The organism is Chryseobacterium jejuense, assembly GCF_900100075.1.
In the GTDB taxonomy this organism is placed as follows: Bacteria; Bacteroidota; Bacteroidia; order Flavobacteriales; family Weeksellaceae; genus Chryseobacterium; species Chryseobacterium jejuense.
This window is the reverse complement of record NZ_FNEG01000002.1, coordinates 751,368-763,329: the sequence shown is the minus strand read 5'-3', so window position 1 is coordinate 763,329 and position 11,962 is coordinate 751,368. Positions and strand designations below refer to the sequence as shown.

Sequence of the window (11,962 nt, the reverse complement as noted above, 5' to 3'; positions counted from 1 at the left end):
ATTTAGATAAATATATTCTTATGGTTCAGCATTTTCTCCTGCATAATTTTCTAATATTCTTTCAGATACATCTTTTAATGCCTTTTCATTTTTAGGATGCTTTCCAAAACTCGTAAAGAATTCAACCTTATTATCACTTTTATCATACCATACTTTACCCATAGCATTTTCAATAGTAAGAGTGTCTGGCTGGGTGATTTTCTTTAAATCTTTAAAATCGTCCTTTTGCATAGCAATAACTTTAAATTGCCTTCCTAAATTAGCACTATCTGTTGCAATATATCTTTCTCCATTCCAATACATATACTTTTTATCAATATCTAATTGACCGCCTAATAAACCCATCCAAATATCTTTTGCATCCAAAGATTCTTTTCTACTATTAGAAAAGGCAACACTCCCAGTAAGAAGAAGAAATATAAAAGTGAATTCTACAAAACCAAACCCATTTTTTACCGCTGAGGACCAGCTAATTACAGGCTTATTAACAATGTTAATTACAATTTTTGAAACTGTATGATTTATAGCATATTCAATAGTCTTCCATTCCATACAATAATTTACAAAATTATCATACTCAATATATTTACACAGATCATCAAGAATTGCCCTTTTAATATTGTAATCTTTTTCTTTTTCAACTATTGTTTGATAATAAGTTTCGAAAGACTTATAAGTTAGATTAACACTATAGTCATCTTTTAAGGATCTTTCAAGATGCTTGGCTATTCCATTAAATGAAGTCTCTATAGCTTCATTTTTAGCTTTTTCATAAACTTCCTCCAATAGCTTTTTTTTCTGTGGTAAAAATTTAGACATAACTGTAAATATTATGGCTTGAAAGTAAAAAAAAAGCAAAGAATAAAAATACGGAAAACCGTAACAATCAAATAAATAAAGTTTCCAATAACTTTCCAATAACTTTCTCACCCTCGCCCTATTCTCCGTTGCATCTTTGCATCAGAGATCAGTGAGAAATAAAAAATATAATCAAAATTCACAAAACTGATTTCAAAATCACCAGATAAAACGGAGGAAAACTCCGGGTTGGGAAGCAGATGTTTCTCCTCCGTTTTTGAAGGTTCACTTCCCAAAAAATTTAGAAGCGCTTCAATTTTTTTAATCGTGTAACACTGTCTGCGATCTGTTTCGCAGGAAAGAACACCAATGCTTTAACAATAAATTTTTTGAAAAAAATGATACAGTTTATTTTAATGCTACTTGGTTTAGCATTCCCAAATAATAATACCCACACAACATCTGATAACAATCAAACACCTGATATAGTAGTAACCTATTCAGAACCTGAACAAGGTATGGATGATGGGGGTCCAATTACTGGAAATACAGGGCAAACACCCCCTCCAGCTCCAAAACCTTAAGATATTTAATATCTTGTTATATAACAAAAAAGACAGATTGCATAAATCTGTCTTTTTTAGTATTTTGCAATAAACCCGAACCATGAAAAACTTTTCATTACTTTTATTGATAATTCTATTTTTTTTTTCCTCATGCAAGAAAAATGTGCTTTCAAAGAATAATTTTTTCTATGAAAAAGCCAAAAGTTTTAGAAAGGCTAATATTATTGATTCAGCATTCAATTACTACAACTTAGCTAAAAACGATTATTTAAAATCAAATGATTCATTAGGAGCAGCCAAATCATTTGTAAATATGGCAATAATTCAGGCAGGTAGAGGAGACTTTTATGGAAGCATAGAAACATCTTTGGAAGCTAATAATTTACTACAAAATGAAAAAGACAGTACTATAAGAAGCACTCTTGCGGCTAATTATAACAATATGGCTATTTCTTCTTCCTATCTTAAAAATTATGATCAATCAGTAGAATTTTATGAAAAGACTTTAGAATATGCTAATGATAGTGAAAATAAATCGGTCTATTATAATAATATAAGTGATGTATTAATACTTCAAGGAAAACTTCAATCAGCCAAGGTTTATTTGAAAAAAGCAATTTTAGCTAAAGATAGTAACAACTATTCAATGGCTTTAAATAACCTAGCTAAAGTTAAATTTTTAGAAAATAAAAATTACAATCCATTACCTGAATTCCATAAAGCTTTAACAATAAGAGAAATAAAAAATGACATTAATGGAGAAAATTCCAGTTATGCTACTCTTTCAGATTACTATGCTGAAAAAGACAAAGCAAAATCTTTATATTTTGCAAATCAATTACTATCCACCGCCACAGAGATTAAGAGCCTAAGTGACCAAACAGAAGCCTTACAAAGGCTTATCGTTTTAGATCCTAAAAATTATTTAATAAATTTCAAGAAATTTAATGAAATTCATGACAGCCTACAGATAGAAAGAAACAATGCAAAAAATCAATTTGCTTTGATAAGGTTTGATGTAGAGAAGATAAAAAAAGAAAATGAAAAGAAAGAAAATGAGCTTTTAAAAAGAAATATAGGCTTAAGTGGTTTATCCTTACTTTTAATCGGTGCTTTTTTTTGGAATAAAAAAAGGCAAAAAATTCTAAAACAGGAAAAAGAACTAGAAGTAAAAAACACGGAACTTAAAATGTCCAAAAAAGTACACGATGTTGTAGCCAACGGTATTTACCAGGTAATGACCAAGATTGAAAACCAAGAAGATTTTGACCGGGATAAAGCACTTGACGAACTGGAATTTGTATATGAAAAATCAAGGGATATTTCCTATGATAAAGTTGGAGAAGAAAAAGAGTTCAGCAAAGTAATTTCAGAACTTATTGCTTCCTTTAATAGTGAAACCGTAAAGACCTTTACAGCAGGAAACAACTCTGCGATTTGGGAACCTATTTCTGCTACAGCTAAAGAGGAAGTTTACCAAATGATTCGCGAACTGATGGTGAATATGAAAAAACACAGCCATGCCAGTCATGTGGCTGTGAAGTTTGAAAAAATAAACAATATGGTTGATATTCAATACAAAGACAATGGAATAGGAATTTCCGGAGATCTTATTTATAAAAATGGACTGCGTAATACGGCATCCCGCATAGAAACCATTAACGGAACAATTACTTTTGACACAAAAATTGAAAAAGGACTGAAGGTAAATCTTTCATTCCCTGTTTCCTAATCATATAGCCATGTTCAAAAAAGTTTTAATCGTTGAAGACCAGGAAGTAATGAATCAGGGAATCCTGAACACGATAAAAGAATTAAATATCCCTGACTTTGATTATGTAATGTATTGTGATGAAGCTTTAAGCAGAATCAGAACTGCTTTAGAAAAGAAAAGTCCTTATGATCTTCTTATCGCTGATTTGTCATTTGAAAAAGATCATATTCCTCAGCAGCTTCGTAACGGGCAGGAGCTTATTTTTGAGGCAAAAAAGGTTCTGCCAGAGTTAAAAACAATCGTATTTTCTGTAGAAAAGAAAGCTAAAATAATTGATGATCTTTACAAAACATATAAGATTGACGGATTTGTAAGCAAGGCAAGACGTGACGGGCAAGACCTGAAAAGTACAATACGCAAAATCTTTAATGGAGAGACTGTAATTCCTCAGGAAGTTTTGAATACTATGCGCCATATTTCTTCTGAGTTTGATATGTATGATATGAAATTAATTGAGCTTCTTGCCAAGGGTCATAAACAAAGTGAAATAAGTACTTATCTGAAAGAACATCGAATGCTGCCATATGGCATCAGATCTATTGAAAAAAGATTGAGTGAACTCCGTGACAGTCTTGGCGCGAAAAACAATATCGAAATGATCGTAACCTGTAAAGATATTGGCCTCATCTGATCAAATTTGTTGAAAAGATTGTTTTTTTCGCTTTATTTACGGGATCACGTAATGATGAAAAAATAAATGAATATACTTTTGAGGCCTTAACCTATTTTTTTAACTAAATCGTATAACCATGTTCAAAAAAGTTCTAATTTCCGAAGACCATGAAAGCATCAATATTTCCGTTCAGAAAACCCTTGAAGATCTGAATATTCCCAACGTAGATTATGTATACTATTGTGATGATGCCGTAGGAAAAATACAGAAAGCCTTAAGGGAAGAACACCCATACGACTTGTTGATTACAGATCTTTATTATGAAGATGATCATCATGAACAGAATCTTAAAGATGGAAAAGACCTCATCAGAAAAGCAAAAGAGATACAGCCTGATTTGAAAGTCATCGTATTTTCTGCAGAACATAAAACGGGGGTCATAGAAAATCTTTTTTCAGATTATCAAATTAACGGTTATGTTCGTAAAGCCAGAAACGATTCGAAAGATTTAAAAAAGTCGATTGCCTCTGTATACATTGGCGAAAACTATTTATCTTTTGATCTCAAGCAGGATATGAAAAAGTTCAATAGCTACGAATTCTCTACCTATGATATTACACTTGTTTCTCTCCTTTCTAAAGGAATCTTACAAAAAAACATACCTGTTCATCTCGAGGAAAGAAATATTAGACCTGCCAGCCTCAGCAGCGTGGAAAAAAGGCTAAACAGCCTGAAAGAAGACCTTGAAGTAAAAAGCAATGAGCAGCTGGTGGCCTTCTGCAAGGATATTGGCATTATATAAAAAAAATCATTTCACTTACAACCTTTCAAATTTTTTGAAAGGTTTTTTATTTTTTGCTCGTTTTACGGTTTTCCGTAATGAACCAAAATTTAATGCTCATATTTTTGGAGTATTAAAACAATAAACCATTTTTATTATGAAAAAGTATTATGTAAACAAAAAAGCTCAAGCAAATGGAGATCATGAAGTACATCATGAAAACTGTATATATCTCCCGAGCATTGATAACAGAAAATATTTAGGTCAGTTTTCGTCTTGTAAAGACGCAGTAAGAGAAGCAAAAAAAGATTATTCGAAAGCGAATGGCTGCAAAACGTGTTCTAACGAATGTCACACAAGCTAAAATAGTAATCATGGGAAAATTTATCATCACACAAAGAATCAACAACGAGTATCAGTTTAATCTGAAGGCCGGAAATGGCGAAATTATTTTAACGAGCGAAGGATATGTCCAGAAAGCATCATGTCAAAAAGGAATTGAATCTGTAAAAGTTAATTCACAGGATCTTTCAAGATACGACAAAAGGGTTGCAAAAAATGGAAAAGATTATTTCGTACTAAAAGCAAGAAACGGAGAAATCATCGGGAACAGTCAAATGTACAGCTCAAAGTCTGGATTGGAAAGTGGTATTGCATCCGTAAAAGCAAATGCTCCAACGGCAGAAATTGTTGATGAAACTTTAAAAAAATAATACTATGGATCTCAAAATTAAACTTGATCAATTACATCAGAAAGTAATTGGACTGAAAGAACAGATAGGAACGGAAGAAGCTACGAAAAATGCATTTGTAATGCCTTTTATACAAATTCTGGGATATGATATATTTAACCCAACAGAAGTAGTTCCTGAACATGTTTGTGATATAGGAACCAAAAAAGGAGAAAAGGTAGATTATGTAATTAAAAACAATGATGAACCTATTTTTATCATTGAATGTAAGCACTGGAAAGAAAACGCTGATGCCCATAATTCACAGCTTCACAGATATTATCACGTTTCTAAAACACGTTTTGGAGTTCTTACGAATGGGATTGTTTATAATTTTTATACTGATCTTGAAAAACCTAATATTATGGATGAAAAGCCATTTTTCACCATTAATATTGAAGACTTAAAAGACAGTTCCATTAAAATTCTGGAAAGCTTTACTAAAAAAGACTACAATCTAGAAAGCATCCTCGATTCTGCAGAAGCATTAAAGTACATCAAAGCTATCAGAAAAGAATTCGAAAAAGAGATCGAAGACCCGTCTGATGAATTGGTAAAACTTCTGGTTAATCGTTTCTTTGAAAAGCCTTTAACAGCCAACAGAATGATATCGTTCAAAGAATACTCTAAAAAAGCTTTAACCAGTTCTATCAATGAATCCATTAGTTTCAGACTAAAATCTGCATTGAATATTAATGAACAGATAGAAAAAAGAGAAGAAGATAAAAAAACGTCACAACCTATTGACGAAAATAATGAATCTAAGATCATAACAACAGAAGAAGAGTTGGAAGGATTTCAGATTGTAAAAGCTATCCTGAGAGAAAAAATTCCATCTTCAAGAATTGCTTACAGAGATACCCTATCATACTTTGGGATTCTGTTAGACGATAACAACAGAAAGCCTCTTTGCAGACTGCATTTTAATACTGTAAATAAATATTTAGAAACTTTTCATAACGGAAAAGAAGCAGGAGAAAAGGTTTTATTAAACACTCTGGATGAAATCTATAATTATAGAAATCAACTTCATCAGACATTAGAAAATTATTCATAAAAACTAGTAGCCATGAAAACTCTTATCCATTTAATACTTAAATCATGAAAAAAACACTATCCATTATCATACTTTTATTTAGCTTGTTTCTTTTAAATTCTTGTTTTAAAGCTAATGACAATATAGGACATGGAGGAAGGTGTACAGGCTCAGCATATTGTACAGCCTGTTTAAATTGCTCAGGATGTGGGCATTGCAATAGTGGCGGAACTTGTGGGGTTTGTGGTGGTGGTTCCAAAAAAACATCATCTTCAAACAGTTCTAACCCCAAAAACACATTTAAAAGACACAAATCCGGAGACTCTTATAAACCCTCAAAAATCGACCCTGGTAAACCGCCAAAAGTTTTTATTGATAAAGTGAATATAAATGTAAACTCCAGTACCAGATCTATTGCAGGCATTGCAATAACAAATATTTACGAAAGACCATCACTTAAATCTAAAGTAATAGCAGTAGTCCCTAAGGATACCAAATTGATAAAACTTTCAACCGAAGGATCATGGTACAAAGTACAAGTTAAATCAAGTGGAAAAAAAGGATATGTCTTCAATAAAGATGTAAAATAATCAAAAAACAACATAACATGAACTTAAAAAAATTTTTAAATGAAGAACAGGATCCTCAAGCTGTTGAAAAGCTTTTAGGAAGAATAAACAGCCTTCTTACCTCTCAGGAAACTGTAGAATATATAGCGGTTCAGAAGAAACCTTTAGTCAATTTATCGCCTGACTGTATTGCTCTTACTAACAGACGAATTATTTTCTGCAGGCCGAAAACCTTCGGATTATCAATGGATTTTCAGGATTACAACTGGGTAGATATATCTGATTGCCATATCAAAGAAGGAATTGTTGGTTCTACGTTTATTATGAAAACAACAACAAACTTTACCAACATGATGGATTATCTTCCTAAAAATCAAGCCAGAAAACTGTATCAGTTTGCACAGGAAGTGGAAGAAAGAATGCGTGGTTTAAGGAGAGAAAAAAATCTTGAAACATTGAGAGCCTCAGCAGGAGGAGTTACCGTGAACAATGCCACTCCAATTATTACACAGCCTCCACAATTCCAACAAGAAAAGAAGCCCATATTAATTGAAAATGAAGATCCTTTTGCCTTATTGCAAAAGTTAAAAGATTTAAAGGAAAATGGAATAATTTCTCCTGAGGAGTTTGAAATAAAAAAGAATGAAATTTTATCAAGAGTTTAAATTATGAAATCAAAATCAACCACTACTTTGCTTGCATTTTTCCTAGGAGGATTAGGCATTCACAGATTTTACTTAGGCCAAAATGTCATGGGAATACTGTATCTGATATTTTGCTGGACATTCATTCCTGCATTAATAGCATTTGTTGATTTCTTCGTCTTTATTTTTATGTCTGAAAGCCGTTTTAACTATAAATATAATCCCAAAACAGGATTTTAAACAAACATTATGAAACCATTTCTCACTTTCTGTGCGTTATGTTGTTTCGCGGCTATCTTCATTCTTCCCATACAATATTATACTTTTCTCCGAATTCTTGTTTCCATTGGAGCTTTATTGGTTTTATACAATACCTTAAACTCTAAACAACACTATTTCAGTATAACCTTTCTGGTCATTCTCATTCTTTTCAATCCTGTTTTTCCTATTTACTTATATCGGAAAAACATATGGATACCGCTTGATATCATAACAGGAATTTTATTCTTATTGATAGGGTTCGTAGAAAAAAAAGAACATAAAAAGGAAGAAGAAGAAACTACCGAAGAAATATCAGAGCACCCAATCCAAATACATCAAAGAACTGTTTCAAGAGACAGAATCATTAATCCTAAAAAAACAACAGAAGAATAACCATTATGGAAAACAATCAAATAACAGAAAACCTCAAAGCTCATTTTTTAAGATTGTATCAGATGGCCATCTGTGATGATGATTTCAGTGCTTTAGAATTAAAAATGCTCTACAAATGCGCTGAAGAAAGGGGAATTTCATCAAAAAATTTAGACGAAATTCTTTTAAATCCTATTAATTTAAAATCATTGATTCCTAAAACTATTGAAGAAAAAGTTGATTATCTGTATGATCTCACAGTCATGATCTGGGCAGATGGAATTGTTTCCCCAAACGAATATTCTGCGATGCAAAAATACGTTTTGATGTTTGGTTTTTTGGAAGAAAATGTAACTGCAATTGTAGATTATCTCATTGAAGCCGTGAAAATCGGAAAAAATAAAAGTGAAATTTTATATGAATTAAAAAACTAACTGATCATGGATACCACCAGTATAAAAAATTTATTTAAACTAAAATCTGTTCCGATAGAACCTGAACAGGAAACGTTCCCTAAAAACGAGGACAATCTGAATAATGAATCTCTCGAAGAAAACCGAAAAAGAACCTATCACGAATCTGGATACAGAGACAGCTCGCGAACCAGTGGAAACCACTCTACTCTATCCATCTGTCTTGACGCAGTTTACTCAAAATTTCAGAATGAAGAAAAAGAAATGGTTGAAAAACAGAAGAACCTGAAAGAATCTTACGTCAATGAACAGAAAAACCGGGAAACTGAGATCAAAGCTTTAACTGTCTCACAGGAAACCAAAGAAGAACAAGTAAAAAGTAAAAACACGGAAGTTGAAAATCATCAGCATGCTATTGAAAGCTTAAAGGCAGAAATTCTTGATCTTCCGAGAAACCCGGAAAAATATAATGTAAAAGCAGCGCGAGGAGCATCTGCAAAATTTTGGATCGGCACTATTATTCTTATTCCCATCACTTTATATTTAGCAACATTTTATATTTCAACCTCTTATTCCGCTTTTTTTAAAAATTTTGATGCCAAAAGTACCGTTATTCAAAGTGTTTTGGATGCACAAGCCTTCAGCAAAGCATGGAACGAAGGTGTTATTGAAGGAGCATTTGTAACTTTGATTCCCTTTGTATTTCTAGGACTAGGTTATTTGATTCACATGTTTTGGGAGAATAAAACGAGAGCGAATTACATTAAGCTTGGATTACTATTTATCGTGACATTTATTTTCGATTCCATTTTAGCCTATGAAATCGAATCAAAATTATATGAGCTCAATAAAATTTTTGATTCCCCACCTTTTGATCTTAAAATAGCTTTTACTAAGATTCAGTTTTGGGGAATTATTTTCGCCGGATTCATCGTTTACATTATTTGGGGATTGGTTTTCGATTTTGTAATGAAAGAACACAGAGAAAAGGATAAGATCAAAAACGAACAGGAAATCAGACAGAGAAAAGTTGAATTCTTTCAGGAAAAGATCAATGTTTTAAAGAAGGACATTGAAGAAATTCTGGCCAATATTGGAAATACAAAAGAACTTATTATTAAAACACGAGGCAGAATCGAAGAACTTCAGAATATTATTGATGGAGTGATTATTCCTACTAAGGATTACAAATTGTATGCTTCGGAATATGTTCAGGGCTGGATCACTTTTATTGGTGAAAAAATAGCAGTTTCAAGAACAGAAAAACAAACGATGATTGATGACTGTATTGCTACTTACAATACCAATTTGGAAACTGTGGGTGCTAATTCCGACAATCAGAATTTAGTGTATTTATCATCTTTATAACATCGTAGATTATGAAAAAAATACTTTATTTATTAATGATCATTTCTTTGGTTTCTTGTTGCAAAGGCAAAAATGACGGAACAAACATAGGAAAGAAAGATTCTATTGTTGTTGATTCAAACAATATCAATCTCAGTATCCTGATTGATCTTTCAGACAGAATTGATCCTAAAACAAATCCGAACCCAACAATGGAATATTACCAGCGAGATGCGGAATACATTAAAGCAATTGAAAAAGGATTCATTAATCATATCAAATCCAAGAAAATCATTACCTATGATGATCAGATGCAGGTTTTCTTCAACCCGGAACCTTCTGACCCTAAGATAAATGATTTCACAAAAGAGCTCAAAGTTTCTTTTAATAAAGATATTCCAAAAAGTTATTTTGACTCCGTTGATAAAAAATATTCTGAATTACCATTAAACATCTATCAGTCAGCTATAAAAGATGGAAAATATGTTGGCTCAGATATCTGGGAATTCTTTAAAAATAAAGTGAAAGATTATTGTATAAAAAATGATCGGAGAAATATTCTTTTCATTCTGACAGATGGTTACATGTACCATGAAAACACCAAGTTTGAAGAAAAAAAAGAAAACTCACACAAAACGTCCTATCTAACAACTAAACTTGTAAAAGCTAACAATCTAAATACTTCAGGTTTTAAAGAAGCCATTGAAAAAAATGGCTATGGTTTTGTTAGAGCAAATGAAAATCTAAGTAACCTTGAAGTTATCGTTTTAGGAATTAATCCCGAAAAAGGAAATCCTTTTGAAGAAGCCGTTATTAAAGAATATTGGGAAAACTGGTTTAAAGAAATGAAAATCAAGAAGTACCAGATCAAATCTGCAGACCTTCCTTCCAATCTGGAACCCATTATCTTAAAAACGATTTCAGGAAAATAAAAGCACATCCATATATATTTAACTATCAAAAAAGCGAAGAAGTTTATTCTTCGCTTTTTAATTTCTAATCATTTCCGTATGCGGAATATCATCCTCAAGATACTTCTTTCCTGTATCTTCAAAACCGAAATCACCATAAAACTTCAACAGGTAATCCTGCGCTGAGATTCTGATTTCGGAAGTATGAAAACGATTCTCTATAGTTTCAACAGCATACTTAATTAATAACTTTCCTAGGCTCTTACCTCTTCCTTGTTCCGTTGTAAGAACTCTTCCAATTGAGGTTTCATCATATTTTATTCCTCTATCGAAAATACGGCAGTACGCCAATACATTTCCGTTTTCTTCGGCCCAGATATGAACCGCTTTCTGATCGTAATTATCCAAATCAGGATAAGGACAGTTCTGTTCGATGATAAAAACATCAACACGTGCTTTCAAAACAGCATACAGTTCAGGAACTGTAAATTCGTCAAATGTTTTGATTTTCCAGATAATATTACTCATCGAAACTTATATTATTATTTGTTAAAAACTCATTGGTTTTTTGTATAAAATCAAGAATCTTGTCTCCCCCCTCTTTCTTTTCTGCTGAAGTAACATACAATTCTGGAAGATCTTCCCAGGTTTTATGAAGCTCCGTCTTATAATCCTCAACGTTTTTGATAACAACGTTCGGTTTTAGCTTATCAGCTTTTGTAAAGACAATTGAGAATGGGATTCCGCTTTCCCCACACCATTGGATAAATTCCAGGTCAATTTTCTGTGGAGTATGTCTTGAATCTACCAAAACAAAAAGGTTCACTAGATTTCTTCTGTTCAGAATATAATTGGTGATCAGTTTTTCAAAATCCTTTCTCTGAACCTTTGAAACCTTTGCATACCCATATCCTGGTAAATCGGTAAGGTACCAGTTTTCATTCACCAAAAAATGATTGATCAGCTGAGTTTTTCCCGGAGTTCCCGAAGTTTTAGCCAAATCTTTATGATTCATCATGGCGTTGATCAGTGATGATTTTCCTACGTTTGACCTTCCGATAAAAGCATATTCGGGAATATTGGGCTCAGGGCATTCCTGCCATTTTCCACTACTCTTTACAAACTCTGCTGTTTTAATAATCATTT

17 protein-coding genes are annotated in these 11,962 nt (G+C 32.3%); 14 read left to right on the top strand and 3 right to left on the bottom strand.

The window, feature by feature from the left end:
• Positions 1-18: 18 nt before the first annotated feature.
• Positions 19-819: a hypothetical protein gene (locus BLS98_RS08895; protein ID WP_089735603.1), complete on the bottom strand. Its 801-nt coding sequence runs from the start codon at positions 817-819 to the stop codon at positions 19-21.
• 395 nt (positions 820-1,214) lie between these two features.
• Between BLS98_RS08895 and BLS98_RS23255 the strand changes: the two genes are divergently transcribed.
• The 14 genes from BLS98_RS23255 to BLS98_RS08825 all read left to right on the top strand — a co-directional run bounded on the left by BLS98_RS23255 (position 1,215) and on the right by BLS98_RS08825 (position 10,837).
• On the top strand, positions 1,215-1,382 hold the full coding sequence (locus tag BLS98_RS23255; RefSeq protein ID WP_167356190.1) for a hypothetical protein: 168 nt from the start codon (positions 1,215-1,217) through the stop codon (positions 1,380-1,382).
• 145 nt (positions 1,383-1,527) lie between these two features.
• Positions 1,528-3,096, top strand: coding sequence for a tetratricopeptide repeat-containing sensor histidine kinase (locus BLS98_RS08885; protein WP_167356189.1), 1,569 nt, complete (start codon positions 1,528-1,530; stop codon positions 3,094-3,096).
• A gap of 10 nt (positions 3,097-3,106) precedes the next feature.
• Positions 3,107-3,769, top strand: a complete 663-nt coding sequence (locus tag BLS98_RS08880) for a DUF5932 domain-containing protein (protein ID WP_089735597.1) — start codon at positions 3,107-3,109, stop codon at positions 3,767-3,769.
• Positions 3,770-3,887: 118 nt separating this feature from the next.
• Positions 3,888-4,553, top strand: coding sequence for a response regulator (locus BLS98_RS08875; protein WP_089735595.1), 666 nt, complete (start codon positions 3,888-3,890; stop codon positions 4,551-4,553).
• A gap of 136 nt (positions 4,554-4,689) precedes the next feature.
• The gene (locus tag BLS98_RS08870) at positions 4,690-4,896 is read left to right on the top strand and encodes a hypothetical protein (protein WP_089735593.1); all 207 of its coding nucleotides are present in this window, start codon (positions 4,690-4,692) and stop codon (positions 4,894-4,896) included.
• 10 nt (positions 4,897-4,906) lie between these two features.
• Entirely contained in the window at positions 4,907-5,245 is a 339-nt protein-coding gene (locus tag BLS98_RS08865; protein WP_089735591.1) for a YegP family protein, read from the top strand.
• A gap of 4 nt (positions 5,246-5,249) precedes the next feature.
• Positions 5,250-6,320: a type I restriction endonuclease gene (locus tag BLS98_RS08860; protein ID WP_089735589.1), complete on the top strand. Its 1,071-nt coding sequence runs from the start codon at positions 5,250-5,252 to the stop codon at positions 6,318-6,320.
• A 44-nt stretch (positions 6,321-6,364) separates the two neighbouring features.
• Positions 6,365-6,889, top strand: coding sequence for an SH3 domain-containing protein (locus BLS98_RS08855; RefSeq protein ID WP_089735587.1), 525 nt, complete (start codon positions 6,365-6,367; stop codon positions 6,887-6,889).
• 17 nt (positions 6,890-6,906) lie between these two features.
• Positions 6,907-7,533 (top strand): PH domain-containing protein, encoded by a 627-nt coding sequence (locus BLS98_RS08850; RefSeq protein WP_089735585.1) that lies wholly within the window; start codon positions 6,907-6,909, stop codon positions 7,531-7,533.
• A 3-nt stretch (positions 7,534-7,536) separates the two neighbouring features.
• The gene (locus BLS98_RS08845; protein WP_089735583.1) at positions 7,537-7,752 is read left to right on the top strand and encodes a TM2 domain-containing protein; all 216 of its coding nucleotides are present in this window, start codon (positions 7,537-7,539) and stop codon (positions 7,750-7,752) included.
• A gap of 9 nt (positions 7,753-7,761) precedes the next feature.
• Positions 7,762-8,166 carry a DUF6804 family protein gene (locus tag BLS98_RS08840; RefSeq protein WP_111994727.1) on the top strand — a complete coding sequence of 135 codons (405 nt, stop codon included), beginning with the start codon at positions 7,762-7,764 and terminating at the stop codon, positions 8,164-8,166.
• Between the two features lie 5 nt (positions 8,167-8,171).
• Positions 8,172-8,579, top strand: coding sequence for a hypothetical protein (locus BLS98_RS08835; protein ID WP_089735579.1), 408 nt, complete (start codon positions 8,172-8,174; stop codon positions 8,577-8,579).
• A gap of 6 nt (positions 8,580-8,585) precedes the next feature.
• Positions 8,586-9,926 (top strand): coiled-coil domain-containing protein, encoded by a 1,341-nt coding sequence (locus BLS98_RS08830; protein WP_089735578.1) that lies wholly within the window; start codon positions 8,586-8,588, stop codon positions 9,924-9,926.
• A gap of 11 nt (positions 9,927-9,937) precedes the next feature.
• Complete coding sequence (locus BLS98_RS08825; protein WP_089735576.1) at positions 9,938-10,837, top strand: hypothetical protein; 900 nt, start codon at positions 9,938-9,940, stop codon at positions 10,835-10,837.
• Between the two features lie 57 nt (positions 10,838-10,894).
• On the opposite strand, the gene BLS98_RS08820 is transcribed toward BLS98_RS08825, so the two are convergent.
• Positions 10,895-11,344, bottom strand: coding sequence for a GNAT family N-acetyltransferase (locus BLS98_RS08820; RefSeq protein WP_089735574.1), 450 nt, complete (start codon positions 11,342-11,344; stop codon positions 10,895-10,897).
• Positions 11,337-11,960 carry a ribosome biogenesis GTP-binding protein YihA/YsxC gene (gene yihA / locus BLS98_RS08815; protein ID WP_089735572.1) on the bottom strand — a complete coding sequence of 208 codons (624 nt, stop codon included), beginning with the start codon at positions 11,958-11,960 and terminating at the stop codon, positions 11,337-11,339. The genes BLS98_RS08820 and yihA overlap by 8 nt, the downstream gene beginning before the upstream one ends.
• Positions 11,961-11,962: the final 2 nt, after the last annotated feature.

Coding starts and splice junctions, on each gene's coding strand:
- BLS98_RS08895 (WP_089735603.1), bottom strand. CDS start 819: ATGTCTAAATTTTTACCACAGAAAAAAAAGCTATTGGAGGAAGTTTAT.
- BLS98_RS23255 (WP_167356190.1), top strand. CDS start 1,215: ATGCTACTTGGTTTAGCATTCCCAAATAATAATACCCACACAACATCT.
- BLS98_RS08880 (WP_089735597.1), top strand. CDS start 3,107: ATGTTCAAAAAAGTTTTAATCGTTGAAGACCAGGAAGTAATGAATCAG.
- BLS98_RS08875 (WP_089735595.1), top strand. CDS start 3,888: ATGTTCAAAAAAGTTCTAATTTCCGAAGACCATGAAAGCATCAATATT.
- BLS98_RS08870 (WP_089735593.1), top strand. CDS start 4,690: ATGAAAAAGTATTATGTAAACAAAAAAGCTCAAGCAAATGGAGATCAT.
- BLS98_RS08865 (WP_089735591.1), top strand. CDS start 4,907: ATGGGAAAATTTATCATCACACAAAGAATCAACAACGAGTATCAGTTT.
- BLS98_RS08860 (WP_089735589.1), top strand. CDS start 5,250: ATGGATCTCAAAATTAAACTTGATCAATTACATCAGAAAGTAATTGGA.
- BLS98_RS08855 (WP_089735587.1), top strand. CDS start 6,365: ATGAAAAAAACACTATCCATTATCATACTTTTATTTAGCTTGTTTCTT.
- BLS98_RS08850 (WP_089735585.1), top strand. CDS start 6,907: ATGAACTTAAAAAAATTTTTAAATGAAGAACAGGATCCTCAAGCTGTT.
- BLS98_RS08845 (WP_089735583.1), top strand. CDS start 7,537: ATGAAATCAAAATCAACCACTACTTTGCTTGCATTTTTCCTAGGAGGA.
- BLS98_RS08840 (WP_111994727.1), top strand. CDS start 7,762: ATGAAACCATTTCTCACTTTCTGTGCGTTATGTTGTTTCGCGGCTATC.
- BLS98_RS08835 (WP_089735579.1), top strand. CDS start 8,172: ATGGAAAACAATCAAATAACAGAAAACCTCAAAGCTCATTTTTTAAGA.
- BLS98_RS08830 (WP_089735578.1), top strand. CDS start 8,586: ATGGATACCACCAGTATAAAAAATTTATTTAAACTAAAATCTGTTCCG.
- BLS98_RS08825 (WP_089735576.1), top strand. CDS start 9,938: ATGAAAAAAATACTTTATTTATTAATGATCATTTCTTTGGTTTCTTGT.
- BLS98_RS08820 (WP_089735574.1), bottom strand. CDS start 11,344: ATGAGTAATATTATCTGGAAAATCAAAACATTTGACGAATTTACAGTT.
- yihA (WP_089735572.1), bottom strand. CDS start 11,960: ATGATTATTAAAACAGCAGAGTTTGTAAAGAGTAGTGGAAAATGGCAG.